This window comes from Variimorphobacter sp. HTMS_6, assembly GCF_059717775.1.
The window spans coordinates 3,887,501-3,913,226 of record NZ_AP046094.1 but is presented as its reverse complement, the minus strand read 5'-3'; the positions used below and the strand labels follow the sequence as shown (position 1 = coordinate 3,913,226).

The following is a 25,726-nucleotide window of genomic DNA, read 5'->3' as shown; positions in this document are numbered from 1 at the left end:
CATTATTATGCAACCTGAAATTTGACCCCCTACGATCAGCCAAAATGTCCGCTTACATAATCTAAGGTTTTTTTATTTTGAGGATTTGAGAATATTGCTTTGGTAGAATCAAATTCCACAAGGTCACCTAGAAGAAAAAAGGCAGTTTTATCGGCAATTCTTGAAGCTTGCTGCATATTATGCGTCACTATGATTACCGTATAGGTTTTCTTTAGTTCTGCCAGTAGATCCTCAATCTTATATGTAGAGATAGGATCCAGAGCACTTGTTGCCTCATCCATCAAGATCACCTCCGGGTTTAAGGCGATTGCCCTCGCGATACATAAGCGCTGCTGCTGACCCCCGGATAATGCCAATGCACTCTTATTCAAAGAATCCTTCACTTCATCCCATAGAGCTGCCGCTCTTAAGCTACTTTCCACTACTTCGTCCAGTTCTTTTTTCTTTTTACCGTGATACTTGGGCGCATATGATATATTGTCATATATGGATAAGGGAAAGGGGTTGGGCTTTTGGAATACCATACCAATCCTTTTACGTATCAGCATGGGATCAACGTCACGATCATATATATTGATGTTATCGTAAATCACCTGCCCACTTACGTTACAATTAGCGATTGTATCATTCATGCGGTTAATTACTCTTAAAAATGTTGATTTTCCGCAGCCGGAAGGTCCGATCAATGCTGTGATCTCATTTTTTTGAATCTCCATATTGATATCATTCAGAGCTTTCTTTTCTCCGTACTTAAGATTTAAATTTTTCGTAGTAATAATGCTCATTATTTTAAACTCACCTTCTTTTTGAATATACCTGCAATAATATTAGCCGTCATATTAATAATAAATATCAGAATGATCAGCACTGCCGCCATAGCATAAGGCACCCAATCAGGAGAGCCCCCTTCTGTTGCATATAGATATAGCTGAACGGTCAATCCTGCTCCTGATTCCGTAATATGCTTCAAATAATTCGCGGGCATGTTGTAATCAATACCGGCGGTGTAAAGCAGTGCAGCAGACTCACTGACTACCCTCCCTATACTGAGTATTACCGCTACTACTATTCCCGGCAAAGCTCCCGGCAGTAAAATAGTACGGATAATATGTAGTTTAGAAGCTCCCAGAGAATAGGCCGCCTCTCTGAACGTCGGATTGACTTGAAGCAATGCTTCCTCTGTAGTACGTATCATCGTTGGCAGTACAATCAAGGTACAGGTTAATGCCCCAGCCAACATAGAACCGCTACTGCTGCCGATTCGAAAGGTATTTACAAAGAATGCAAGACCAAATAATCCATAAACGATAGAAGGAATGCCCGCAAGAATCTCAATAGAGAAACGAAAGGCATTGATAATTCTACCTGGCTTGGAATATTCAGCAAGATAAATTGCCGTACTGATTCCAACCGGTATTGATACAATGAGTGTAAGTAAGACGGTATATAATGTGTTGATAATCATAGGCGCGATTCCATAAGTTTCATCCAAACGCGAGGGTGCTGTGGTTAAGAAATTCCAACTGACATAAGGTAGTCCCTTTACAATAAGATATATAATAATTGCAACAACCATACTAATTACAATAAAAGTAACTGCATAAATCAATCCTCTTACAGCAATAATGCCCGGTCTTATTTGTCTTTTATATAAATTTTTATCCATTCACCTTACCCGCCTTTTTAATAAAGTATCGAAATACTGAATTAATTAGAAAAACAAATACAAATAGTACAAGTCCAATTCCAATTAATACCCCCCTGGTTTGTTCTGTAGCATAGGACATCTCTGTAACTATCGCTGTTGTAAGAAATCGAACGGGCTTAAGCACTGATGGCATCTGCGGAATATTACCTGCAACCATCATAACTGCCATCGTCTCCCCAATTGCCCTTCCCACACCCAGCAATACTGCTGCCATAATTCCGGAACGCGCTGCCGGTAATACAATCGTAAAAAGTGCAAACTCTTTTCTTACTCCGAGTGCATAAGCAGCCTCTATATATCCTTCATTTACTGCATTTATACTGGTTTCACTAACACTGATAATGGTAGGTAAGGTCATGATGATTAAAACAATTATCGCAGAGAGCATCGTTAACCCTGATGAAAGACCAAATAATTTCTGAACAAACGGAACTACGAAAATAAGTCCCAAAAAGCCATATATTACTGAAGGAATTCCTGCCAGTAGACTAATAATTGCGCGCAATACAGAGGCAACACTTCTTGGCATCAACTGGCCAATTGCCAACGCCACCAGAATAGATATAGGAACTGCGATCAGTACGGTAAAGAAAGTCGAATAGAAAGAAGACAAAATGAAGTTTAATATTCCATACCTAGGTGGATCATTCGCAGAGTCCCAAATTGATCCTAGAAGGAAATCTTTTAGGCCCACCTTAATAATGCTGGGTCCTCCATTTGCAACCATAAATATACCGATTAAAACTACTGATAGAAACGTAATAAAAGCAAAGAAAAAAACGATTGTTTTGAATATGCTATTGTTTCTATGTATCCTTTTATTATTCATATATACTCCTTAAAAATGAGATGATATTCAGGTATTTTATCTGTCTTGAATTGGTGAATGGCACTGCCAGGCTGCAGTGCCATTCACCTTCTTGCAACCATGTTTCCTTCTTTTGGATGGATTCATTAATTAACGGTTGCTATCAATTGATCAATGTACTCTTATTTAACAATTTTTACTTTGCAGGTAGCTTTCTTTGCACCTTCTTTAGAAGTCGCAGTGATTGTAACTGTTCCTGCTTTCTTACCCTTAACAACACCTTTGGATGTCACTGTAGCAATTTTGGTATTAGAGGATTTCCAGGTAACAGACTTATCTGTTGCATTGGTTGGATTAACCGTTGCTTTTAATGTAAGTGTTTTTCCTACTGCTACTGAAGCACTTGTTTTGTTTAATTTAACACTTGATACTGGATGAATAACTTTTACAGTACACTTACGAACAACATTAGAACCATCCTTGGTTTTAATTGTTATAACAGCTGTTCCTACTCCAACTGCTTTTACAAGTCCATAGTTGCTTACTGTAGCAACTTTCTTATTTGATGATGTGTATGTCACTGCTTTGTCTGTCGTATTGGAAGGAGTTACTGTAGCTGTTATGCCTGCTGTTGCTCCTGGCTTAAGAGTAAGTGAAGTCTTGTTCAAGCTAATTTTTTGAGCCTTTACTCTAACGAGGTTGTTCTTTACAAAGCCCTTCTTGCTAATAATAGCCTGCCCGTCTGAGCTCTTTACAAAATCTACGAATGCCTTTGCTTCAGGGCTCAGAGCCTTTTTCTTATTATAAACAAGTAAGAAAGGTCTCTTAATCGGATAGCTTCCATCTGCTACTGTATACTTGGATGGCTCGATACCATCCACCATTAATGCTTTTACCTTGCTCTCATCCATATCACCAAAGGACATATATCCGATTGCACCTTTATTTTTTTGAACAGTCGTCTGCATAACACCGGTGCTTGAGAGAGATCCATCAAGCGCTACATCATATCCGCTAGGGAGTGCTGCGCCATAATCAGCCTTAAAGAAATCTTCAAAACAGCTTCTGGTTCCGGAGCCTGCCTCACGACCAAATGGAGCAACCTTTACACTGGAGGAATAGGAACCTTTAATCTGATTCCAATTCTTTGCAGAAGAGCTCTTTGTATAAATCTTATAAAGTCCTGCTGAACTAATTCCTTTAATCGGATTACTCTTGTTTACTACTACTGCTAGGCCATCTAAGCAAATCTGGAATTTATTTAATTCACTTGCCTCATCACTTGTTAGTTTTCTACTGGACATACCAAAATCAACGCCACTATTAAGATCTTTTGCGTCTGAAATACCTGAGCCGGAACCCGTTACATTCTGCTCAACAATCTTGACACCTGGATGCTTTTTCATAAATGCTTCACCGAGTGCCTGAAGGAGTGGGTTAACTGATGTTGAGCCTGAGAATACTACTTTTCCCTTGAGCGATGCTGCTGAAGCAGATGTCGGAACATTAGAAAAGCCGGTTGCTACCAATGCAATTAATAAAACGATAGATAGAAATTTTTTCATGATACATCTCCTTTTTATTTAATATTCATTTCACATGATTACGAACTAATTATAACTTCTTCATTGTGAAATCTAATATCAGACAAGCGTTAAGGGTATGTATAATTTTGTTAATTTTATGTAAATCCATGGTATATATAGAAAAATCCAGCGCAGAATTCGTTTAAATCGAACTCTACGCCGGAATAATGATTATATTAAGTTAGATGGCAGATCTACCATAAAGCTACTCTAATTTATTTCATTCACTAATTACAGAAACACCTGTATTGATAAAATCCGGACCAGTATCCTTACCTAATATCGCAGCTACAGCTTCTGCCATTCCAAGATAACCCATGGTATATGGATTTTGAGCAATAATGGCTTTTAGACTTCCCTCACGATACAATTTCAGAATATTCGGAGTTTTATCAAACCCTACTGCTATGTATTTATTATTATTTGCCTTGTTTGCATTACCAACACCAATACTGGTTCCTTCACTCGTACCGAAGAGTGCCACCAAATCCTTGGTCTCACTAATCATCTTTTCTGCCGCTACCTGAGTATCTTCCGGTTTATCCGTAGCTGTATATATGGTGGGTGGGATAGTAAACCTTCCATCCTCCTCAATTACTTTTCTAAATCCATCTTCCCTTAATTTTGTGTTCGCCTTCTCTGCCAGATTAATAATACCGATAGCTCCACTTTTGATTCCTGCGCTATTAAGAAGGGACAGCATTGTTTGCCCCGCCTTAACGCCGGCCTCATAATTATCAGTAGTCAGTGTTGTGACTGCCTCTTCATATGCGGGCGAATCAACATAAATCACTTTTACATTCCTAGCCTTAGCATCCTCTACTGCACCTGATATATTTCTAGGATCATCTGCTGCTATTAATAATGCATCTGCTCCGTTTTCTACAGCCCTGTTAATAATCTCAATTTGTTCCTTCGTACTTCTGACCTCCGGTGCATCCCATACGTACTGAATCCCAACCAATTTTGCCATATCGGATGCTCCTTGATTGAGCATTCCCCAATATTGAAATCCTTTATCTACTGTTATAAGATATACTTTATAATATTTTACATTAGAAGCATTCGTCTGTACGGAAGATTCTAAGTAAGAACGGTGCCATAAAACAAACATCATAAATGCCAGCGCGATTATAGCAATATTTATAATTATTTTTTTCAGCCCCATCTTTACCAGCCTTCCAATCGATATTCATATATATATGTCTCATATAACTATATGAAATGAACTTCTATAATATATATTCCATTACTTCTCCAATATATTAAATCCGGTATTAAAAAAAATGGGCCCTGTTTTTTTGCCGAGAACTGCAGCGATAGCCTCTGCCATGCCAACGTACCCCATAGTATATGGATTTTGTTCAATAATTACATTTATACTTCCTTCATCTAATAATTTATTTGTTTTCTCCGATTTGTCAAACCCAACTACAGTATACTTATTTTTAACCTGACTATTCGCTTTACCAACACCCTCACTAGTGAGTTCATTTGTTGCAAACACTCCTACCAAATCATCGTGCGTATTCATTAACAATTCAGCCTTAACCTCTGCTGAATCAGCGGATAGTCCTGAATATACCGTTGGAACAATTACAAATTTAGGCTCTTTTGCTAAAGCATCGCGGAATCCCACTTCCCGTTGAACTTCTGTCACTTTATCTTTAAACGTAATGATTCCGATCGATCCCTCCTCAATTTTTTCCTTTTTCAGATAGGCAATCATCTTTTCTCCTGCTGCAAAGCCTGCTTCATAATTATTCGTTGAAAGTGTCGTAACCGCCTCTTCAGTTGCAGGTGCGTCTACATAGATTACCTCTATACCTTTAGCCTTAGCATCCTCAACAACTCCCGATAATTTTCTGACATCATCCGCTGCTATTAATAATGCACTTGCACCTTGCGTAATCGCTTCATTAATAACATCAATTTGCTTTTGAGGATTCCTTTCGTCCGGGTATCTCCAAAAGTATCGAACTCCGGTAAGTGCTGCCATGTCCGATGCCCCTTCATTTATATACTTCCAAAATTCATCTTGATTATCTGTTGTAATTAGATAAAAGTTGTAATTCTTTACAGATGGTGTAGTTGAAGTTGGTAATGCTCTATTAATAAATATCTGATCCCACACCACAAAGAGGATAAAAAGCAAGCCAATTACAGCTATATTCGTTACAATTTTCTTTCGCTTCATCTTATCTTCTTTCCAAAGGAATCACGAAAATATCAGTATTCCTTTAATAGAAACTATCTTGTAACTAATATATTATATGACAGAAATTATAATAACCGCTTATTAGACTTTTCCATATACTAGTTGAACTATAATGCTCTAGGATATGTGTTAAGAATTATTTTTTTGATGGTGTCTAAAATCTGCTCGTAGCTAATTCGGAATTTTAGCGCGATATCCATCGCGTAGCTCTTTCCTGTTGGTTCCCCCGGTATAATAATATAAGAACGTTCCCCTTCCACCAATCCAGTAACCATACTAATAATTTTACTATCCCCCGAGACTTCCTGATTCATCCTGTCAGCATAGGATCCAAGCTCATGCATATGTGTATTAAATATCACGCTTGTGCCCAAAATGTGCCCGCTTACAGAGACTTGAAAAAAAGCCGCTTCACAACCTAAGTTATGAAACGGCTTTCAAATTTAATTTAGTCCATTGTGTATGGCATTAAAGCGATGTGTCTTGATCTCTTAATAGCTACTGTTAAAGCTCTTTGATGCTTTGCACAGTTACCGGTAATTCTTCTAGGAAGAATCTTACCTCTCTCTGATACATATCTCTTTAATTTGTTTACATCTTTATAATCGATACCTGTGTGATTTTTATCAGCACAGAATACGCAAACTTTCTTTCTTCTACGACCAAAGGATTTTCTCTTCATCGGAGAATCGCCTCTATCATCATTGCTTTTCTTGAATGGCATGAACATGACCTCCTTATCCGAAATTTAATAAAGTTAGTGAATATAATTCACTCATTTATTCCAGTTGTTATAATCTAGTTAAATGGTAATTCTTCGTCAATACCGTCAGGGATATTCATAAATCCATCCCCCATCGCTGAACTTGGTTCCGGTTTGAATTCTCTTTGGAATCCACCTTGTCCGCCCATATCTGAGCTCGCTCCCTTGCTTTCAGCAAATTCAATATCTTCTGCTACCACATCAGTCGTGTATACCTTAATTCCATCCTTGTTGGTGTAGCTACCGGTCTGAATTCTACCTGCCAATACCATCTTCATGCCTTGCTTGAAATACTTTTCCACGAATTCTGCCTGTTTGCCAAAAGCAACACAGCCTATAAAATCCGCTTCCTGTGATTCACCGGCTCTTCTGAATCTGCGATCTACTGCTAAAGTAAATCTCGCAATTGCGGTAGCATTCTCACCCTGTGAGTATCTAACCTCAGGATCTCTGGTTAAACGTCCAATTAATATAGCTTTATTCATAAGTTAATACCTCCCTTAATAAGTTCGCCTTAGGGTAGTATATCCACAAGCCAAATCAATGTTCCTACACCCTAATGTGTAACTGAACCCGGCTTGCTATTCATTAAGCATCTTTTCTGATGCACAAATATCTGATAACATTTTCCATGATACGAACTCTCTGCTCGATCTCGCCTGGAACTGTAGAATCAGATTCGAATTGGATGAAGTAGTAGTAGCCTTCTTTCATTTTCTGAATTTCATAAGCTAATCTTTTCTTACCCCAGTCATCAACATTAGTAACGTTACCACCGAATCTGGTTACAAGTTCTTTTGCTGCTTCTAATGTAGCTAATCTGGTTTCATCCTCGATTTTTGCATTTACAACTAAGGCTAATTCATATTGATTCATAGTTGTTTAGCACCTCCTTCTGGTCTCTGGCTCTTTTCTAATGTAATCTGATTGACGAAGAATCATAATCACATTTAAAGAACAAGGAAATTATAGTATAACATATCACAATTAACTATGATACCATAGGTTAGTACATATTACAACTTATTTTTTATGTCTCTATTAAATTTGTGAATTTTACTGTAAAAGTTAGTATAAACTGTTATTATCCGACAACCTTTTCTTTAATAATGATAGGATGTCCTCCGGATCCATATCTTTTGCAAGATCAATCGGAATCATAACCGGAGGTAAATTCAGATTAATATTACGTTTTGCCAGGCGGCGCTTCACCCCACCTAATTTTGATAAGAAGTCATCAATGTTCTTCGGAATGACTGCGATCACTTTCTTCCCATATACCGTTACGATTATGAACTCCTTGATGTCATCAAATGATATGTACCCAGCCGCACTCATTGTAGAATTATCGATAATCCCCTCCATCGTAATTGTAATCAGGCTTTTCACCTGCAACACATTAATCAGCGAGACAATAAAGCCAATTAAAAATGCCAATGCTGCTGCCATACCCGGAAAACTATAAACCGCCTTATTCTCTCTTAAGCCAAGAATCACAATCGCTGCCGCCGCTATTAAGAAAAACAAATTGGCCAGCATTACAACAAATGCCTTGTAATTTATCTTCTCTATAATAATTTCTCCCAACGAACAGCCCCCCCCTTAGCTAACAAACTAAAATCATTTTAACTTTATCTTAATTTATTTGCAATAAGTAAAATGAAAATTAGTAAAATTTGCAAAATATATCAAAAGTACTTTACCTGTCGTAGTAATTGTGATATACTTATTTTACTACGACAGATGGAGTAGTATAAATGATGGATCGCGCGCCATCATAAATCCTAGTCAAGGAGGTTACGATTTGATAAGCAGCGATGTAATTAGAGGCTACAATGACACTATCATCCTATATTTCCTCCTAGAAGGTGAATCTTATGGATATGAGATATCGAAAAACATCAAGGAACATTCGAAAGAAAAATATATCATGAAAGAAACTACCCTATACTCAGCATTTAACCGACTTGAGAACAATGGGTATATTGAATCCTTCTATGGAGAAGAAACCTTTGGAAAAAGGCGTACTTATTACAAAATCACCCCGAGTGGTACTCAATACTACAGGGAGAAATGCAAGGAATGGGTACTAACCAAGGATGTAATCAATCGATTTATTAAGGAGTGAAGGTAATTATGGAAACAATCAGAACCTATCTAGAGAATATGTTCGCCGGGCTGCCTAGAACAGCGCAGGTTAGTGAGATAAAGAACAATATTCTCACTAATATGGAAGAAAAATATCAGGAACTAAAAAGTCAGGGTAAGTCAGAAAATGAAGCAATCGGGATCGTTATCTCTGAGTTCGGTAATATCGACGAGCTAACCAGTGAATTGGGATTAAAATCAAGTAATGATGAGAATGTTACCCGTACAGTAAGCCGCGATGAAGTTATGGAATACAAGGCTGCAAAGAAGGCAAACGGTATTCAAGTCGCTCTCGGTGTATTTTTATGTATCTTATCACCGATCGTATTGATACTTATCACTGCTTTAGATGATAACGACATCATCCGTGTACCGGATAATTCCGGAATTATATTACTCTTTATCCTGATTGCAGTAGCGGTCGGAATATTTATTAAATCAGGCATGAGTTTAGAGCCCTACAAGTATATCGAAGAAGGTGTCCTTCTTCCTTACGATTTAGAAAATGAAGTTAATCAAGAGTATAAACAATTTACCCCCATGTTCAATCTGAGTGTCATCATCGGTGTATGCCTTATTATATTGTCTCCGATTTGCTTATTTGTTACGTCGAATGCTAGTGACCTCGTCAATCAACTCGGGCTAACGATTATGCTGCTCATTATCGATATCGCTGTGATGATCTTTGTGGTCAGAGGTAATCAAAAGTCCTACTATGAACGACTTTTAAAAATTGGTGACTATACACCCAGTAAGAAAGAAGAGGATAAATTAATCGGAGCAGTTGCCTCCATCGTATGGCCACTTGCTGTCATAATATTCTTAATATCCGGACTGGTATTTAATCTATGGTCTATTAACTGGATTATCTTCCCGGTCACAGGTTTACTATTTGGAATGTTCAGTGCGGCCTACAGCATTATGAAGGGCGATAACAAATCGTAATTCATCTAAAATTCGCTGCTACAAAACAATAATTCTATTAAGGAACAATGTTGTATTATCTCACACACAGGTTGGAAGACAATATTTAAAATTTGTATTTGATTGTCGTACATAAATGTTCGCCATCAAAATACAAATGATAAATATAATCTTCCAAACAGTGCATTATGGCAATACAACATTATTCCTACTAATTATTTATTTTGTAGCAGCGAATTTGCTTTACTGTTACCGTTTTTTCTTATTTAATAAACTTATCTTTATAATTCTGTATACAGTGGTCAATAATCGCTACCGCATCATCCGGACCACCGAATTCATTTACCGCGGTATCTTTATTCTCTAATTCCTTATACACACTGAAAAAATGTCTCATCTCATTGAAGATATGAGGCGGAAGCTCGCTGATGTTAGTATACATATTATAGGTCGGGTCATTATATGGAATCGCAATGATCTTCTCATCACCCTTACCATTATCAATCATATTCATTACACCGATTGGATAGCAGCGGACCAGAGACATCGGTTCAATTGCTTCGGAGCACATAACTAGGACATCTAGCGGGTCATTGTCATCTCCGTAAGTTCTTGGAATAAATCCGTAATTTGCAGGATAGTGGGTTGATGTATGAAGGATACGATCTAGAATTATATAACCAGTCTCCTTGTCGAGCTCGTATTTTTTCTTGCTTCCCTTTGATATTTCCACCACAGCCACAAAATCCTTAGATTGAATTCGTTCCGGTCTGATGTCATGCCATATATTATTCATCTTCTTTTGCTCCTCCTCAAATATAATCTTGTCTTTCGATTAGTTTCTGATATTGTTCCAAGATTATATCATTCTTATGAAGCAAAATACAGTAAGTTTTACATTTTCTTTCTTCTGAACAAAGAAATGGCAATATATAAGGATGCTATTGTTAATACTGCTGTGATAATTAATGCGGGATAAAGCTCACTTACTTTCATTGATTCCTTTAACAAATCAAGATTTTTAGATGCCAAAGTTATGGGATTGTATTTCCAGGCATTCGGAATTATACTGATGATGAACAAAACAACCAATATAATTACTGTCACAATAAGCCCGCCAAAGCTTCCGTTTGTTAATGTGCTGGATAGTAATATAAGTGATATTAAGAAACAACCGAATATCCATAAACAAAATAAAGAAAAGATTAAATTTGGTTCAGCTGCATTACCAAATAGATATTGGGTATATCCATATGATGTTAGTACTGCTACCAAATATCCGACCGTCCACAGTATTACCGCAGAGGTGAATTTCGATAATATAACCGTTGCGCGTGACAGACCTTTCGCTAGTACATTAACCAGTGTTCCCTTCACAAGTTCATTGGATAAGGTTCCACCGAATACGAGCAGTAACACCAGCAATCCAATCTGATTAAAATTCTTAAAGAATTGACTATATGCATCTATCTTGGTTGGATCAGGGATTTGAATCGTCATCCCCTCAATTTTCATCCCGGATAGAATATCCGGTGTGAGCTTTGCAAATAGCGGGCTTATCACACCGAACAAAAAGAACACACTGATGAGAATGAGCATTTTATAGGTACGAAATTGTTCTAGCATCTCCTTTTTTACGAATGCGATATATTCTCTCATGAAATCACCTCCATAAAAACATTTTCTAGAGAAGGCTCTAATATCTCATAACGAAGAACGGGGATCTTTTCCGCTACCAGGTAGGACATCACCTGAATCCCTTGTTCTTGCACCTTTGATAATACGATATCAATCTTATTCTCTGTTATACTGATGCATCGGACAAACGGTAACTTCTTCATATCATCTGCTACTTTGTTTATCATTGCCTCCTGTAAAAGCTCTACCCTTAGCGTATCCGTACGATAATGATCCTTTATCTCGTCAACGGTTCCTTCCATCCTTAGCATTCCGCTATCGAGAATTCCGATTCTATCACACACTCGTTCCACATCCGATAGGATATGGGTAGAGAATACGATGGTGGTTCTTTCTTTTGCTAATGCCAAGATATCCAAAATCTCTTTTCTTCCCACCGGATCCAGAGCGGAGGTCGGCTCATCACATATTAATAATCTCGGTTCATTTAATAGTGCCTGAGCAATTCCAAGCCTTTGCTTCATCCCCCTGGAAAAGCCCTGAATACGTCGGTTTATCCCTTCCAGTCCTACCATATTTAACAACTCTTTTGTTCTTTCCTTTGTCACATCCGCGTTTAATCCGGTTATTTCCGCACATAATTTTAAATATTCCTTCGGCGTCATATAGCCGTAAAACTCGGGAACATCCGGTAAATATCCGATGTGGCGATTTGTCTTGGTATTCCCATAAACCACCTTCTCCGAGCAAACCTTAAGCTCTCCCTCATCCGGCTTTAAGAAACCCAGAATCATCTTCATTGTAGTAGTCTTACCGGCACCATTCTTCCCGATAAATCCAAACACCGAATGCTCCGGAACAGATAAAGACAAATCTTTGATTACTTCTGTATTACCAAACCGTTTATAAACATGATCAAGATCTAATATATTCATTCTTCCTCGCCTCTTCCGATTGTAAAATATAGTATTGGACCAATGATTTGAATGAATACAACCAAAATAATCCACAGTACCTGATTGCCAAAACGATATGATTTATGCTTTAATACATGTATTAGTGCTGCTATCAACAGACCCCATTCGATCACCAAAACCGGTATAATAAATGGTAAATACTTTAATATCTCCTCCATCATAATTCTCCTTTCTATTTATTCCGGCATGCGTCTCTTCAGCTTTTTAAACCGATCCATGCCTTCTAGTGGTGCTAAAGCCGGATTATTCAGAATTGCATTCTTAACGTCTTTCCAAATGACCGCTGAACTCCTTGGTGATGTAGTTTCTATATCAACAGTAGCAAGATATTTATCAAGAACATCAAATATTGAGTTACCGTGAAGAGTGAATTCTTTACCATAGCTTTGAATTACCAAGTCTAGATAATCCTCGAGAACATCCATCGCTTCCTCCGGTCTATTTTGCATCACATACACCGAGGCTGCTACCAGGTAGATTGTATACAGTCTTGCGGGATACAGCGTCTTTAACTCGAACAAATCACAGAGTTTAATAAAGATCTGATAATACGTATCCATCCTCTCCGGTTGATCCGCATACATCATGAAAAAATCAGGTGCAAGACCCAGTAAACTGCTCAAATTAATATAAGCATTCCCCTGCAGATATTCCATGGCTTTTTCTTTATCTCCCTTCATCTGATACGCTTTGGCCAGAAGTGTCTCAGGTTGAAGAGGGGTCTCTTTCATCGTCTCCAATATATCAATTGCTTCCATTGGTTCGTTCAGGCTGAGATAGCAGAACGCTTTCAAGAGAAGCGCTTGCTTGGCAAGACTGATATCATCAGCAGATTTCGCTATTCGATCGAATACCGTAAGTGTATTTTGAATTACTTCATTCATTCGTTCCGGTGACCCTGCAAGAGTGCAATGATTAATATACAAAACGGCAATCTCAAACTGCAAGAACCAGCAGGAATAATACTTCTTAAGATAAGCTTCACATTCCTCATAGACCTCTTCAAATGGCTCTTTGGCGAATCGATTTGCGAGCTTATGATAAAGCTTTCTTATATCCTCTTTGGTCATCTGTGGTTCATAGCCTAACAACTCATCGACAGAGATATTAAAGTAGGCTGCCATCACCGGCAGAAGAAGAATATCCGGATAGCTTTGACCGGATTCCCATTTTGACACCGCTGGCTTTGATACACCGAGATGCTGCGCCAGCTCCTCCTGTGTAATCCCTTTCCCTTTCCGCTTTGCAGAAATTATTTTTCCTATCTGTATCGAGTCCAAAATTCTCCTCCCTAAGCTATATCCTTTCACACTATATCCTTTGACACTATATCTTTTAAAGCTAAATTCATTGTATCTCTGATTCCCAATTATTTCAATGGACCCATAGTTAACTTATGTAAATATTGTTAACCGTAAGTTAACCAATTACTAAAATACAGCTAATATTATTGATTGGTTAATAAAGAAAAAGAGAAGATGCATCTTACCAGATATCTCTTCTCCCTAACCGTTGCTTCCTTTACGGCCTTTTTAAAGTTATAAAGTATTTGCATCTTGATGATTAAAATCCACTTCCTTTATCGCGGAATCACTTTTGATGAAAGTAATCGTATCCAATCCATAAGGAGGGTTATGTGCTCCTACAAATGTTTCTATTATAACCTTTATTTTAAAGCCATCATTAGTTGATTCTATATCTATAATTCCATCATTCATATATTGTCTTATTTCACCATAGTATTTTTCAACCGCCTTATCTATATTGGGATAAAGCACAGTAAGTATTAACTGTTGGTATTGTTGATCATCAATTACATACTTCGGTAATGGATTTCCTGAAAAATTTATATTTGTTAATGCTAATGTATCCAGCATCCTTAATGGAGTTATATCATTAATTTGATTTTGAGATATATCTACAATCATTAATTTTCTCAATTTACCTAAACTTTTAACATCTCTAATTTTGTTATTATTAAGATTTAAGCTTTGCAAATTATTTAATGATCCTAATTCATCTATGTCGCTAATCTGGTTATACGATAATACTAAGGATTCCAAACTTTTTAATGAACCAAGACCTTTTACACCTTTTAATTCGTTGTTCGATATATTCAATCGCTTCAAGTTCTTCAATAATCTCAATCCACTTACATCAGATATTTTATTATTTGAAAGCTCGAGATACTTCAAGTTTTTTAATGAACTCAAAGGACTTATATCCGTTATTTGATTACCGTATAGATATAAATCGTTTAATTGGTTTAATCCACTTATAGGCTTTATATCAGAAACATTATTTTGGGCTAATTCTAGTATTTTAAGTTTAGTCAGTCCCTTTAAAGAATCAATATTTGATATATTGTTCATTCCTAATGATAAGTTTTCTAAGTTTACCAATCTATCTAGAGATTTTATCACCTGAATATTATTAATGTACAAATCTAATTCCTTTAGTTTTACCAATGAGCCTAAAGGACGTAAATCGCTTACTCTATTGTTATATAAACTTAAAGATTCCAAGTTTACTAAATTCATAAGTATATCAATATTAGAAATCTTGTTGCTTTGTAAATTAAGATTTGTTAGTTTGATTAAGTTTCCTATTGGGCTAATATCTGATATATTATTGTAACCTAAATTTAGCATTTGAAGATTCTTTAGATTTCTTAACGGGCTAATATCTTGTATGTCATTAAACATCAAATTTAATTTTTTTAGACCAGTTAAATATTGAATGCCCTCTAAATCGGAAATATTTTTATTATTAATAATTAATTCCTCAATCATGTCCACATCATTTGCATATATTTCCCCGTTAGGTTTATCTATTACTTCTCTTACTGCTGCCTCTAGATTTTTATCAGAAAAATTTATTCTCTTATTATTTTCGACTATTGTATTTGTAGAGCTTACCTTAATAAAAGTATGACCGTCTGCATTCTCTATTGACGAAATAGGGAATAACAATAATATCATTAAACTTAAAAATAATGTTGTCCGTTTTCTTATCAATTATATCCCTCCTATCATGTGCCCAGTAACATATCTCATAATATATGTTTTCGTAAATTGATATTTTAATTCACCGTTTAAAAAGTAACGGCTGCAACCGATGTTGAACACAGTTCAAATCTGGGTTCTTCCTAAAGAAAAAGAGAGAATGCATCACTTACGTGATACAGAATATATTTTCGTAAATTGATATTTTAATTCACCGTTTAAAAAGTAGCGGCGACAACCGATGTTGAACACAGTTCAAATCTGGGTTCTTCCTAAAGAAAAAGAGAGAATGCATCACTTACGTGATACATTCTCTCTTTTTCAAGGCGACAACCAGATTTGAACTGGTGATCAGGGTGTTGCAGACCCATGCCTTACCGCTTGGCTATGTCGCCACAGAATATATATATTATAATGACACAATTTTAATACGTCAATACAAAATATATCATTCTTTCTTTTTTAATAGACTATGTTTTAATCATATTGAAATATATCCTTAAATTATAAGTGGGATTGTCCACCCATAATTCTCAGTATAAGAATGTTGCGAATGAATCATATTCTAACTACATGCTACTTATTATTTTACCTACCACTTCTTTTTTTAGAATTGTATTATGACCTGATATGCAAATATCAAAATCCATATCTTCATATCTTTTCATAGTTTTAATATAAACATCCTTCTCACAATAAATACTAGGAATAATATCATCCATACTGTCACCGATATTATCACCAAGTATAAGTACATTATCTTCTTCATCTAAAACACTTATTGAATCTAATGTATGTCCAGGTGTATGAAATAATTTAATTTTGTCTTCTGCGAAATATAGTTCTTCTTCAAAAACCAAATTGGGAAGACAAATTTCAACTTCACCATAGCAATACTGGTTATTCTTCTGTATCATCTCTTCCCATTTTGATTGAATCATATCTCTACATAATTTGTGGGATACAATGATACAATCGCTTAACGAACCATTTCCCCAAATATGATCCCAATGATAATGTGTATTTATCACAATTGTCGTTCTATTATCATTTTTTAAGTATTCCTTTATTGGTTCAACACTTAAAGACCCTAACCCCGTATCAATAATATAATTATAATTTTTACCAATGATTAAGTAAACATTTAAATCCCACCCTGGATTACTATATGTAAATAAAACTCCCCTGCTTTTTATTTTTCTAATTTGCATTACATCATTTCCCCCTTAGTAAAAAGATTACACAAATATTTTTTACGCTTAATAACTATAGTTCATTAAATTATAATTTTTATAACACTTATTATAACATAATATAAAAAATATCTCGCATGTCATACATACATTGGCTCTTTATTTTTTAGTCTTTTACTTTGCTGTATTAATATTATGCATTTCTATTACCCTCCAATTCCATAAATGAAGAAAGGTCATATCCTTCTCCAGCACTTTACTGTACTGAAAGGAATGACCTTTCTACCAAATATATGATTAGGGGATTTGCTGGCTATTAATACTTCCCATATTCGTTATCAGATAATGAGATCGTAATTTTTTTATCTGACTTTTCAAGAGGAGCTTCTTCTGCTTGTGCATTTCGTTTATTGAATTTGTTCTGTAACATATGTAAAAGCTCCGGACTGATATCATCTAATCTATCATATTTTGAATGGATTCTTTTAATTTTAAACTTGCTTACAGTATCCTTCAAAAGCTCTGCCTGGCCGGACAGTTCCTCACTTGCAGCCGCACTCTCTTCCGAAGTAGCTGAATTGGTTTGAATAACCTGGGATACTTGCATGATACCCTGATTGATCTGCTCTATACCGATTGCCTGTTCATTCGATGCAATGGCTATATTGTTAACTAACGCTGCCGCTGATGCTACATCATCTACTATTTTATTTAAGGCTTCTGCTGTCTCATTGGCAAAACGAGTTCCGGTCTCTACCTTTTGTATAGATCCTTCGATCATATCGGTAGTTTCCTTGGCTGCATTCGCAGATCTTGCAGCAAGATTTCTTACTTCTTCTGCAACTACAGCAAATCCCTTTCCATGTTGTCCTGCACGTGCTGCTTCTACTGCAGCATTTAACGCTAGGATATTGGTTTGGAATGCAATTTCATCAATTACTTTAATGATTTTTGATATATTTGAAGAAGATGTATTAATATCAGCCATTGCATTCTGCATCTCTTTCATCTGTGTATTTCCCTTTAATGCATTGGTCTTTGCAATCTCAGCCAAATCATTAGCTTTGTTGGCATTATCTGCATTCACCTTAGTCTGTGCTGATATCTGCTCTAAGGAAGCAGTTAACTCTTCTACGGAGCTTGCCTGCTCTGTAGCACCTTGGGATAAAGCAATGCTTGCATCGGATATCTGTTTTGATCCTGCTGCTACCTGTTCAGAAGCTGCTGCAATATTGGAGAGTACTTCATTATTTCTTGCTACCATTTCAGAAAGTTTTAAACCAAGCAAGTCATTTTCAGAACTAACTTTTACCTCAACGGTTAGGTCACCGTCTGCGATACGTTCTGCGGTCATCGCCTGGGAACGAATATTTGTGATCATTTTTTGGAATGCTTCTCCAAGATGACCGGTTTCATCTTTAGAATTAATATCCACCTTCACATCAACATCACCAAGTGCCAATCTATTTGCTGCTTTTACCATAACATTGATTGGTTTGCTGATGGTTCTTGATATTAAAAGACCTAATATTATAGATAAAACTGCACCTATTGCAATGATTATAAGCATCGTTATAATCGCTTGATTAGCGACTTGATCATTGCTTTCCGATTTTATCTTGCCTTGCTCTAAATTAAATTTAAGAAGATTATCAAAGGTTCCCTGCAAGTTGTCTGCACTTGTCTGACCATCTCCTTGTAATATATCTTTCACTTTGCTGATATCGTTATTTTTAGCTGCAGCAACCATGTCATCAACTGCAGTGAAAAAAGGTGCTATATTTTTTTCTACTTCATCAAATTTAGCTTTATCTTCTGCTGAAAAAATGGTTTCTTTATATGTTTGTAAACTTTTATTGATATCATTTTTATAGCTTTCAATCTTAGCTAAATGTTCGTCATTTTTAGCACTATCTGTGACTACCTTAAATAGGTTTACTCTTAATCTTTGAAAAGATATATTAGCCTCCGCTGATATCTGAATTCCCACGGTATTACCATGATACAGTTGACTGTCCGCTTTATTAATATTTATTATATTAACTAGTCCCACTACACCCACGACACATGCAATTATAGCTATTGATATAAATCCCAAAATTAATTTAATTGCTATTTTTAAATCCACAAATTTTTTTATCATAATCCTTTCTCCTTCAGCTCACATTAAAAATTTTTATCTAACTCTTGTATTATCTTATCAATATTCTTTTGTTCTAGTAATTTGTCATGATATTGCTTCGTCAATGACAACCAGTTCATCCTCAGAGAGTAATTTTTCACAATCAAGTAAAAGCTTTACATCACTTCCGACTTTACCAATATTCTTTATGTAATTATTCTGTAATCCCTTATTGATCTTTGGCGGCTCCACGATGTCCTGTTCTTTTATTGATAATACTTCTGATACACTATCCACAATTAATCCTACTGATACATCATTAATATTAATTACAATAATACAAGTCCTGTCGTTATATTCCCGGTACTCCTTTCTGAAACGAAGTCTTACGTCCATGACAGGTATAATCTTTCCCCTCAAATTAATAATGCCTTTTATATATTCTGATAGCTCCGGTAATTCTGTGATTGCTTGAATCCCTATAATTTCTGTGACATACTTAATCTCTAATCCATATGTTTCCAGCCCAAGTGTAAAGGTTAAGTATCTTCCTTTTTGCGTATCTTCTTCATACGCAAGCTCGTTGATATCAATTTCCGGCATAACAAATCCCCTCTCATTTTATTCTAATCCGTATGTAATACTACAAGGAAATGCTCCTCATAGATACATTTACCAACATGTCTTAATAACTTACTTTCTCATCAAAATCTCGATAATGCGGCTATGTCGAGAATTAGGCTGATTCCTCCATTTCCAAGTAACGTACATCCTGATAGTCCATGAATTTTCTTGGTTTTTCGTACATACTCGGGTAAACTTTTCACCACTACCTGCTGCTGACCATATAGTTCGTCTGCATATAAACAAAACGTTTTTTCATTATCTTCAACCATAATTATTATGCCGTCAGTAAGTTTTGTTTTTGCTCCCTTAATATTAAATACTTCATAAAGCTTTAATACCGGGAAGCATTGACCTCTCACCATGATCATTTCATTTCCGTTCGGATCCACAATAATATGATTACTCTCCGGTTTGAAAAACTCTATTGCATTTATAGTAGGTACCGTATAATAAGCATTCGCCACCTTAATGTTCATACCATCAATGATTGCCAGAGTGAGTGGTATCTTTAATGTAATGGTAGTCCCTTGATCCGGGACACTGTCAACTGATATGGATCCTCCAACCTCGTTGATATTACTGGATACCACATCCATCCCAACACCTCTACCCGAAAACTCAGTAATCTCGTCATTTGTTGAAAAGCCGGGAAATAATATTAAACTGAATAATTCCTTGTTTGTAATCTCTGTCTCTGGTACGTTCAATAGGTTCTTCTCTTTCGCTTTTTGTAATATCTTGTCCCTATCAAGACCTCTTCCGTCATCTTTAATCTGAATTAAAACATCACTGCCGGAGTTTTTTGCTTCTATCGTAACTAGCCCGTTTTTTGACTTACCATTTTTTATACGTTCCTCCGGCATTTCAATCCCATGATCGATGGAATTACGAATGAGATGCATCAATGGGTCAGAGATATGTTCAATGATATTTTTATCTACCTCTGTGTCTTCACCAATGATATTCAGTTCCGTTTCCTTGCCTAATTTTTTATTCATATCCCTAACAATACGGTACATCTTATGAAATGTTGCAGAAAGCGGAACCATTCGGATAGCCATAACCGTATCCTGAATTTCTGTCGTAATCTTATTCAGATGCTGTGCTGATTTATAAAAATTGTTTAACGCAAGTCCTGCCAAATCAGAATTTTCGATTACCATCGCTTCAGCAATAACCATCTCACCCACCAGGTCCATTAATTTATCTAGTTTAGATACATTAACACTGATTATGCTTTGTTGGGTACTGACCGATTTCAGATCATTAGTCATATCTTTTTTGTTGCAGCTCTCATGTTCCTGTACCGATTGGACTAACATGCCATTACTCTTTAAAAGATGATTTAATTGTTTCCTAAACTCTTGCTCGTCCGGTATTATACTTAATTCAAGCGTCTTTAAAAAGACAGTCTTTTTAAGAATATTCTCTATTGTCTCATAAGAACAATTTGATTTAAGTAACACAATAAATCCATCATTTTGAATCACTTCAGCACTATTCATATTTTCAACGATATCAGTCGGTATATGATATATGTCCTTTTGTACCCCTTCTAAATCATGTATAATCGAGAAGGCACGCATGTTTTCCATTCCGATTCCATCTTCAAAATGAATATGAGCATAATAATAAAAACTTTCTTGTCCATCATTCTCCTCACCAGATAATGGTTCCAATAATATACCACCGAAAGCGGATGACTTTGCTTTTTTCCGTTCCTGACTCTGATTCGGAACCAACCCTTTAATCCGGTTGATAAGATCCACATTTACATCTCCCAACGGATGACCAGCCCTAATTCTTAATTCTTCAACTTTCAGAAGATCTACACACTCAAGGAGAATATCTGCTAGCTCAGAATAATCTATCAACTCTCCCTGTCCATTGCGAATACAATAAAAAAGATCCTCCATCGAATGAGCTAAAGTTGATATATTCTCAAAACCCATCATTGCGGAAGACCCTTTTAATGTATGCATAATACGGAATATTTCATTTACTGAATCTTCCGTATAACTATTCATTTTTTCATTTGCTAGGATCTGATCTTCCAATTGATTTATTAATTGAGAAAATTCAAAAATGAACATTTCTAATACATCATTGGAATTATAATTTGACAAATGTATGCCCTCCCTTAACCGTAATATTATTTGATAACCTGCTTAATTGTTGCGATGAAAACATCATCTTTAAACGGTTTTACGATAAAGGATTTTGCACCTAGCTGAATTGCTTCAAATACCATACTCTGTTGACCCATAGCGGTTACCATAACCACCTTTGCTTCTCTATCATACTCAATAATCTCTTTTAATGCTTCCAGACCGCTTTTTACCGGCATTGTGATATCCATTGTAACAATATCCGGCTTCAATTCCTTATACTTTTGTACAGCGATTTCACCATTTTCCGCTTCACCGGCAACTTCATATCCATTCTCAGTAAGTAACTTAGTTACCATCATCCTTAAGAATGGTGCATCGTCAACAATTAATACTTTCTGCATTTCATTCCCCCACTATTGACTTTTTATTGTATTGCACATTCCATGTATAAATTTATTGCTATTTTATTACATATTATATACCTAATTATGCTAAATAGCAACATGGATGTGCATAAAAGGACATTATATACTATATATGTACATCATCCGACAAATGATATTCTACCAACAATTAAATTGTTAATACTGTGTTTTTCTTTTAGTTAAAGTTATTTTTAAATAAAAAAAGGAAGCGAGCTTTTCTCACTTCCTTTTCGATTATAAGATTAATAAACTATACCTTAACTTATAAAGATTGATTTTTAATATTACTTCTCCAATTTTCTCTCGTTAATATCATATTATATGCATCAATCATTTGCCCCTCATATTCCAAATCATCTTTATCGATACTTTCTAATACAAATCCAACCTTCTCGTACACTCTTTGTGCCCTCGGATTAAACGCATACACACCTAACATAAGCTGTTTTAAATCTGTATTCATAAATATGTAGTCCACCATTAATTCGGTCGCTTCTGTTCCGAATCCTTTATCTCGGCCTCTTGGACCAATTAAAATTCGGTAGTTCATACTACTTTTTTCTTCGTCATATAAGTTTACCACTGCTTCTCCAACTAACCTATTGGTCGTTTTATCTACGATCGCTAAATCCAGACGATTGACTTGATCATTTCTTGTATTGTACCATTCACGGATTGCCTCTTTATCATAGTCCGAATCGCTTCCGGTAAACTTATTTACCTCCGGGTCTTTTAAGCATTCCTCCAAATCTATTAAATCTTCGTTTATGAACGGACGGAGTATAATTCTCTTGCCGGTTATTGTGGGTTTTATCTTTAGCTCTATCATAATGTCCTCCAAAATATAGGTAGGATTACTACCTTTTAATAATAAGAATTTAATAAGTAAAAATTAATTGCATTCAAGTATACATTAACTTGAAAGATATTTTGCTAATATAGTTTCACAAATCCTATTAACTTACTGAATTTCCGAAAAAAGCTCTAGCATCGGTTAGATACTAGAGCTGAATAATATTAGAGGCGACAACCAGATTTGAACTGGTGATCAGGGTGTTGCAGACCCATGCCTTACCGCTTGGCTATGTCGCCGTACATATATATAAACTTCTATATTTCAGAAGTAGCTCCCCGAGTAGGACTCGAACCTACAACCCCACGGTTAACAGCCGTGTGCTCTACCATTGAGCTATCGAGGAATAATTGATTTCAATACCTCTGTAAAAGGAGAATTTTATCAATTACCCTTATAATGTAAAAAACAGAAATCCCATAAAGCTATTTCTGTTTGATATTGACTAAAACCTACACAAGAAAATGTCATCCGAAGAACTTTCGTTCCTTCTTTACTGTTAAACCTTTTAAGGTCAAGCCCTCGACCTATTAGTAACAATCAGCTACATACGTTACCGCACTTCCACCTTTGTCCTATCTACCTGGTAGTCTTCCAGGGGTCTTACTAGCTTATGCTATGGGATATCTTATCTTGAGGGGGGCTTCACGCTTAGATGCCTTCAGCGTTTATCCCTTCCAAACTTGGCTACTCGGCCATGCCATTGGTATGACAACCGATGCACCAGTGGTTCGTCCAACCCGGTCCTCTCGTACTAAGGTCAGCTCCTCTCAAATATCCTGCGCCCACGCCGGATAGGGACCGAACTGTCTCACGACGTTCTGAACCCAGCTCGCGTACCGCTTTAATGGGCGAACAGCCCAACCCTTGGGACCTACTACAGCCCCAGGATGCGATGAGCCGACATCGAGGTGCCAAACCACTCCGTCGATGTGAACTCTTGGGAGTGATAAGCCTGTTATCCCCAGGGTAGCTTTTATCCGTTGAGCGATGGCAATCCCACTTTATACCACCGGATCACTAAGTCCTACTTTCGTACCTGCTCCACCCGTCGGTGTCACAGTCAAGCCTTCTTCTGCCTTTGCACTCTTCGAATGGTTTCCAACCATTCTGAGAAGACCTTTGAGCGCCTCCGATACCCTTTCGGAGGCGACCGCCCCAGTCAAACTCCCCACCTGACATTGTCCACCAGCCGGATTACGGCTGAATGTTAGAAATCCAGTAACACAAGGGTGGTATCCCAACAGTGGCTCCATTGTAACCAGAGTTACAACTTCACAGCCTCCCACCTATCCTGTGCATGCATTACCGGATCCCAGTATCAAGCTAGAGTAAAGCTCCATGGGGTCTTTCCGTCCTGGCGCGGGTAACCAGCATCTTCACTGGTATTTCAATTTCACCGGGTGCATTGTCGAGACAGTGCCCAAATCATTACGCCTTTCGTGCGGGTCAGAACTTACCTGACAAGGAATTTCGCTACCTTAGGACCGTTATAGTTACGGCCGCCGTTTACTGGGGCTTAAGTTCAAAGCTTCGGATTGCTCCTAACCTCTCCCCTTAACCTTCCAGCACCGGGCAGGCGTCAGCCCATATACTTCACCTTACGGTTTTGCATAGACCTGTGTTTTTGCTAAACAGTTGCTTGGGCCATTTCTCTGCGGCCTACTTGCGTAGGCACCCCTTCTCCCGAAGTTACGGGGTTATTTTGCCGAGTTCCTTAACAATGCTTCTCCCGTCGGCCTTAGGATTCTCTCCTCATCCACCTGTGTCGGTTTACGGTACGGGCTTACATAGAACAATAGCGGATTTTCTTGACGGCATGGGTTCGGAAGCTTCACTACTTTAAATTCGCTCCTCATCACACTTCAGTAACATCCGGGGGATTTGCCTCCCAGACTAACCTTTGTGCTTGAACCGGTTTTTCCATTCCCGGCTCTTCCTACCCTTCCGTGTCCCCACAGTTCTGTCTATATAAGGTACAGGAATATCAACCTGTTGTCCATCGACTACGCCTTTCGGCCTCGCCTTAGGTCCCGACTTACCCGGGGCAGATCAGCTTTACCCCGGAAACCTTGGATATTCGGCCTAGAAGATTCTCACTTCTATCTCGCTACTCATTCCGGCATTCTCTCTTCTTAAATCTCCACGCCTCCTTACGGTAACGCTTCGTCGTTTTAAGAATGCTCCTCTACCAATTACACTTATGTGCAATTCCACAGCTTCGGTGACGTGTTTTAGCCCCGGACATTTTTGGCGCAGGACCTCTCGACTAGTGAGCTATTACGCACTCTTTGAATGTATGGCTGCTTCTGAGCCAACATCCTAGTTGTCTTCGAAATCCCACATCCTTTTCCACTTAACACGCACTTTGGGACCTTAGCTGGTGGTCTGGGCTCTTTCCCTTTTGACTACCCAACTTATCTCGTGCAGTCTGACTCCCGATAAACAATTATACGGCATTCGGAGTTTGATATGCTTCGGTAAGCTTTGACGCCCCCTAGGCAATTCAGTGCTCTACCTCCGTTAATCTATATCGAGGCTAGCCCTAAAGCTATTTCGAGGAGAACCAGCTATCTCCGGGTTCGATTGGAATTTCTCCCCTATCCACACCTCATCACCA

The 25,726-nt window shown here is 37.2% G+C and carries 25 protein-coding genes, 3 tRNA genes and 1 rRNA gene (1 of these 29 only partly in view); 2 read left to right on the top strand and 27 right to left on the bottom strand.

Features of this window, described 5'->3' with window-relative positions; all coding sequences use genetic code 11:
- Positions 1 to 35 precede the first annotated feature (35 nt).
- From pstB to AC6IWN_RS17645, 11 genes are all read right to left on the bottom strand, one after another.
- Positions 36 to 785 (bottom strand): phosphate ABC transporter ATP-binding protein PstB, encoded by a 750-nt coding sequence (gene pstB / locus AC6IWN_RS17695; RefSeq protein WP_497989253.1) that lies wholly within the window; start codon positions 783 to 785, stop codon positions 36 to 38.
- Positions 785 to 1,666: a phosphate ABC transporter permease PstA gene (gene pstA, locus AC6IWN_RS17690; RefSeq protein ID WP_497989251.1), complete on the bottom strand. Its 882-nt coding sequence runs from the start codon at positions 1,664 to 1,666 to the stop codon at positions 785 to 787. The genes pstB and pstA overlap by 1 nt, the downstream gene beginning before the upstream one ends.
- Positions 1,659 to 2,537 (bottom strand): phosphate ABC transporter permease subunit PstC, encoded by an 879-nt coding sequence (gene pstC, locus AC6IWN_RS17685; RefSeq protein WP_497989250.1) that lies wholly within the window; start codon positions 2,535 to 2,537, stop codon positions 1,659 to 1,661. Before pstC ends, pstA begins: the two co-directional genes overlap by 8 nt.
- Before the next feature lie 161 nt (positions 2,538 to 2,698).
- On the bottom strand, positions 2,699 to 4,081 hold the full coding sequence (locus AC6IWN_RS17680) for a substrate-binding domain-containing protein (RefSeq protein ID WP_497989249.1): 1,383 nt from the start codon (positions 4,079 to 4,081) through the stop codon (positions 2,699 to 2,701).
- A gap of 241 nt (positions 4,082 to 4,322) precedes the next feature.
- On the bottom strand, positions 4,323 to 5,270 hold the full coding sequence (locus tag AC6IWN_RS17675; RefSeq protein ID WP_497989247.1) for a substrate-binding domain-containing protein: 948 nt from the start codon (positions 5,268 to 5,270) through the stop codon (positions 4,323 to 4,325).
- A gap of 81 nt (positions 5,271 to 5,351) precedes the next feature.
- Positions 5,352 to 6,299, bottom strand: a complete 948-nt coding sequence (locus AC6IWN_RS17670; RefSeq protein WP_497989245.1) for a substrate-binding domain-containing protein — start codon at positions 6,297 to 6,299, stop codon at positions 5,352 to 5,354.
- Between the two features lie 128 nt (positions 6,300 to 6,427).
- Positions 6,428 to 6,694 carry a P-loop NTPase family protein gene (locus AC6IWN_RS17665; protein ID WP_497989243.1) on the bottom strand — a complete coding sequence of 89 codons (267 nt, stop codon included), beginning with the start codon at positions 6,692 to 6,694 and terminating at the stop codon, positions 6,428 to 6,430.
- Between the two features lie 74 nt (positions 6,695 to 6,768).
- Positions 6,769 to 7,044 carry a 30S ribosomal protein S18 gene (rpsR, locus tag AC6IWN_RS17660; RefSeq protein WP_497989241.1) on the bottom strand — a complete coding sequence of 92 codons (276 nt, stop codon included), beginning with the start codon at positions 7,042 to 7,044 and terminating at the stop codon, positions 6,769 to 6,771.
- 74 nt (positions 7,045 to 7,118) lie between these two features.
- Complete coding sequence (locus tag AC6IWN_RS17655) at positions 7,119 to 7,568, bottom strand: single-stranded DNA-binding protein (RefSeq protein WP_497989239.1); 450 nt, start codon at positions 7,566 to 7,568, stop codon at positions 7,119 to 7,121.
- Between the two features lie 103 nt (positions 7,569 to 7,671).
- Positions 7,672 to 7,959: a 30S ribosomal protein S6 gene (gene rpsF / locus AC6IWN_RS17650; RefSeq protein ID WP_497989237.1), complete on the bottom strand. Its 288-nt coding sequence runs from the start codon at positions 7,957 to 7,959 to the stop codon at positions 7,672 to 7,674.
- Between the two features lie 192 nt (positions 7,960 to 8,151).
- Positions 8,152 to 8,670 carry an STM3941 family protein gene (locus AC6IWN_RS17645; protein WP_497989236.1) on the bottom strand — a complete coding sequence of 173 codons (519 nt, stop codon included), beginning with the start codon at positions 8,668 to 8,670 and terminating at the stop codon, positions 8,152 to 8,154.
- Between the two features lie 217 nt (positions 8,671 to 8,887).
- Here AC6IWN_RS17645 and AC6IWN_RS17640 point away from each other — a divergent pair, with 217 nt between their 5' ends.
- Both AC6IWN_RS17640 and AC6IWN_RS17635 read left to right on the top strand, forming a co-directional pair.
- The gene (locus AC6IWN_RS17640) at positions 8,888 to 9,211 is read left to right on the top strand and encodes a PadR family transcriptional regulator (protein WP_497989235.1); all 324 of its coding nucleotides are present in this window, start codon (positions 8,888 to 8,890) and stop codon (positions 9,209 to 9,211) included.
- An 8-nt stretch (positions 9,212 to 9,219) separates the two neighbouring features.
- Complete coding sequence (locus tag AC6IWN_RS17635; RefSeq protein ID WP_497989234.1) at positions 9,220 to 10,176, top strand: permease prefix domain 1-containing protein; 957 nt, start codon at positions 9,220 to 9,222, stop codon at positions 10,174 to 10,176.
- A gap of 241 nt (positions 10,177 to 10,417) precedes the next feature.
- Here AC6IWN_RS17635 and AC6IWN_RS17630 read toward each other — a convergent pair whose 3' ends face one another.
- The 16 genes from AC6IWN_RS17630 to AC6IWN_RS17555 all read right to left on the bottom strand — a co-directional run.
- The gene (locus AC6IWN_RS17630; RefSeq protein WP_497989232.1) at positions 10,418 to 10,951 is read right to left on the bottom strand and encodes an inorganic diphosphatase; all 534 of its coding nucleotides are present in this window, start codon (positions 10,949 to 10,951) and stop codon (positions 10,418 to 10,420) included.
- Positions 10,952 to 11,049: 98 nt separating this feature from the next.
- Positions 11,050 to 11,814 (bottom strand): ABC transporter permease, encoded by a 765-nt coding sequence (locus tag AC6IWN_RS17625; protein ID WP_497989230.1) that lies wholly within the window; start codon positions 11,812 to 11,814, stop codon positions 11,050 to 11,052.
- Positions 11,811 to 12,728 (bottom strand): ABC transporter ATP-binding protein, encoded by a 918-nt coding sequence (locus AC6IWN_RS17620; protein WP_497989228.1) that lies wholly within the window; start codon positions 12,726 to 12,728, stop codon positions 11,811 to 11,813. Before AC6IWN_RS17620 ends, AC6IWN_RS17625 begins: the two co-directional genes overlap by 4 nt.
- Positions 12,725 to 12,928, bottom strand: coding sequence for a PLDc N-terminal domain-containing protein (locus tag AC6IWN_RS17615; protein WP_497989227.1), 204 nt, complete (start codon positions 12,926 to 12,928; stop codon positions 12,725 to 12,727). Before AC6IWN_RS17615 ends, AC6IWN_RS17620 begins: the two co-directional genes overlap by 4 nt.
- Positions 12,929 to 12,946: 18 nt before the next feature.
- Positions 12,947 to 14,050, bottom strand: a complete 1,104-nt coding sequence (locus tag AC6IWN_RS17610; protein WP_497989225.1) for a helix-turn-helix domain-containing protein — start codon at positions 14,048 to 14,050, stop codon at positions 12,947 to 12,949.
- A 258-nt stretch (positions 14,051 to 14,308) separates the two neighbouring features.
- A complete protein-coding gene (locus tag AC6IWN_RS17605) occupies positions 14,309 to 15,787 on the bottom strand; it encodes a leucine-rich repeat domain-containing protein (RefSeq protein ID WP_497989223.1) in 1,479 nt (492 codons plus the stop codon).
- Positions 15,788 to 16,099: 312 nt separating this feature from the next.
- Positions 16,100 to 16,170 (bottom strand) — tRNA-Cys (locus AC6IWN_RS17600).
- Positions 16,171 to 16,344: 174 nt separating this feature from the next.
- Positions 16,345 to 16,986 carry an MBL fold metallo-hydrolase gene (locus AC6IWN_RS17595; protein WP_497989221.1) on the bottom strand — a complete coding sequence of 214 codons (642 nt, stop codon included), beginning with the start codon at positions 16,984 to 16,986 and terminating at the stop codon, positions 16,345 to 16,347.
- A 298-nt stretch (positions 16,987 to 17,284) separates the two neighbouring features.
- Positions 17,285 to 19,111 carry a methyl-accepting chemotaxis protein gene (locus tag AC6IWN_RS17590; RefSeq protein ID WP_497989219.1) on the bottom strand — a complete coding sequence of 609 codons (1,827 nt, stop codon included), beginning with the start codon at positions 19,109 to 19,111 and terminating at the stop codon, positions 17,285 to 17,287.
- Positions 19,112 to 19,195: 84 nt separating this feature from the next.
- Positions 19,196 to 19,693, bottom strand: coding sequence for a chemotaxis protein CheW (locus AC6IWN_RS17585; protein ID WP_497989217.1), 498 nt, complete (start codon positions 19,691 to 19,693; stop codon positions 19,196 to 19,198).
- Positions 19,694 to 19,794: 101 nt separating this feature from the next.
- Positions 19,795 to 21,843 carry a chemotaxis protein CheW gene (locus AC6IWN_RS17580; RefSeq protein ID WP_497989216.1) on the bottom strand — a complete coding sequence of 683 codons (2,049 nt, stop codon included), beginning with the start codon at positions 21,841 to 21,843 and terminating at the stop codon, positions 19,795 to 19,797.
- Positions 21,844 to 21,869: 26 nt separating this feature from the next.
- Positions 21,870 to 22,229: a response regulator gene (locus AC6IWN_RS17575; RefSeq protein WP_497989214.1), complete on the bottom strand. Its 360-nt coding sequence runs from the start codon at positions 22,227 to 22,229 to the stop codon at positions 21,870 to 21,872.
- A 286-nt stretch (positions 22,230 to 22,515) separates the two neighbouring features.
- Positions 22,516 to 23,082: a GNAT family N-acetyltransferase gene (locus AC6IWN_RS17570; protein ID WP_497989212.1), complete on the bottom strand. Its 567-nt coding sequence runs from the start codon at positions 23,080 to 23,082 to the stop codon at positions 22,516 to 22,518.
- 192 nt (positions 23,083 to 23,274) lie between these two features.
- Positions 23,275 to 23,345: transfer RNA gene (locus tag AC6IWN_RS17565), tRNA-Cys, on the bottom strand.
- A gap of 35 nt (positions 23,346 to 23,380) precedes the next feature.
- Positions 23,381 to 23,452: transfer RNA gene (locus AC6IWN_RS17560), tRNA-Asn, on the bottom strand.
- A 164-nt stretch (positions 23,453 to 23,616) separates the two neighbouring features.
- Positions 23,617 to 25,726: ribosomal RNA gene (locus AC6IWN_RS17555) — 23S ribosomal RNA — on the bottom strand (it continues 792 nt past the right edge of the window).

Coding starts and splice junctions, on each gene's coding strand:
- pstB (WP_497989253.1), bottom strand. CDS start 785: ATGAGCATTATTACTACGAAAAATTTAAATCTTAAGTACGGAGAAAAG.
- pstA (WP_497989251.1), bottom strand. CDS start 1,666: ATGGATAAAAATTTATATAAAAGACAAATAAGACCGGGCATTATTGCT.
- pstC (WP_497989250.1), bottom strand. CDS start 2,537: ATGAATAATAAAAGGATACATAGAAACAATAGCATATTCAAAACAATC.
- AC6IWN_RS17680 (WP_497989249.1), bottom strand. CDS start 4,081: ATGAAAAAATTTCTATCTATCGTTTTATTAATTGCATTGGTAGCAACC.
- AC6IWN_RS17675 (WP_497989247.1), bottom strand. CDS start 5,270: ATGGGGCTGAAAAAAATAATTATAAATATTGCTATAATCGCGCTGGCA.
- AC6IWN_RS17670 (WP_497989245.1), bottom strand. CDS start 6,299: ATGAAGCGAAAGAAAATTGTAACGAATATAGCTGTAATTGGCTTGCTT.
- rpsR (WP_497989241.1), bottom strand. CDS start 7,044: ATGCCATTCAAGAAAAGCAATGATGATAGAGGCGATTCTCCGATGAAG.
- AC6IWN_RS17655 (WP_497989239.1), bottom strand. CDS start 7,568: ATGAATAAAGCTATATTAATTGGACGTTTAACCAGAGATCCTGAGGTT.
- rpsF (WP_497989237.1), bottom strand. CDS start 7,959: ATGAATCAATATGAATTAGCCTTAGTTGTAAATGCAAAAATCGAGGAT.
- AC6IWN_RS17635 (WP_497989234.1), top strand. CDS start 9,220: ATGGAAACAATCAGAACCTATCTAGAGAATATGTTCGCCGGGCTGCCT.
- AC6IWN_RS17630 (WP_497989232.1), bottom strand. CDS start 10,951: ATGAATAATATATGGCATGACATCAGACCGGAACGAATTCAATCTAAG.
- AC6IWN_RS17625 (WP_497989230.1), bottom strand. CDS start 11,814: ATGAGAGAATATATCGCATTCGTAAAAAAGGAGATGCTAGAACAATTT.
- AC6IWN_RS17620 (WP_497989228.1), bottom strand. CDS start 12,728: ATGAATATATTAGATCTTGATCATGTTTATAAACGGTTTGGTAATACA.
- AC6IWN_RS17615 (WP_497989227.1), bottom strand. CDS start 12,928: ATGGAGGAGATATTAAAGTATTTACCATTTATTATACCGGTTTTGGTG.
- AC6IWN_RS17595 (WP_497989221.1), bottom strand. CDS start 16,986: ATGCAAATTAGAAAAATAAAAAGCAGGGGAGTTTTATTTACATATAGT.
- AC6IWN_RS17590 (WP_497989219.1), bottom strand. CDS start 19,111: ATGATAAAAAAATTTGTGGATTTAAAAATAGCAATTAAATTAATTTTG.
- AC6IWN_RS17585 (WP_497989217.1), bottom strand. CDS start 19,693: ATGCCGGAAATTGATATCAACGAGCTTGCGTATGAAGAAGATACGCAA.
- AC6IWN_RS17575 (WP_497989214.1), bottom strand. CDS start 22,229: ATGCAGAAAGTATTAATTGTTGACGATGCACCATTCTTAAGGATGATG.
- AC6IWN_RS17570 (WP_497989212.1), bottom strand. CDS start 23,082: ATGATAGAGCTAAAGATAAAACCCACAATAACCGGCAAGAGAATTATA.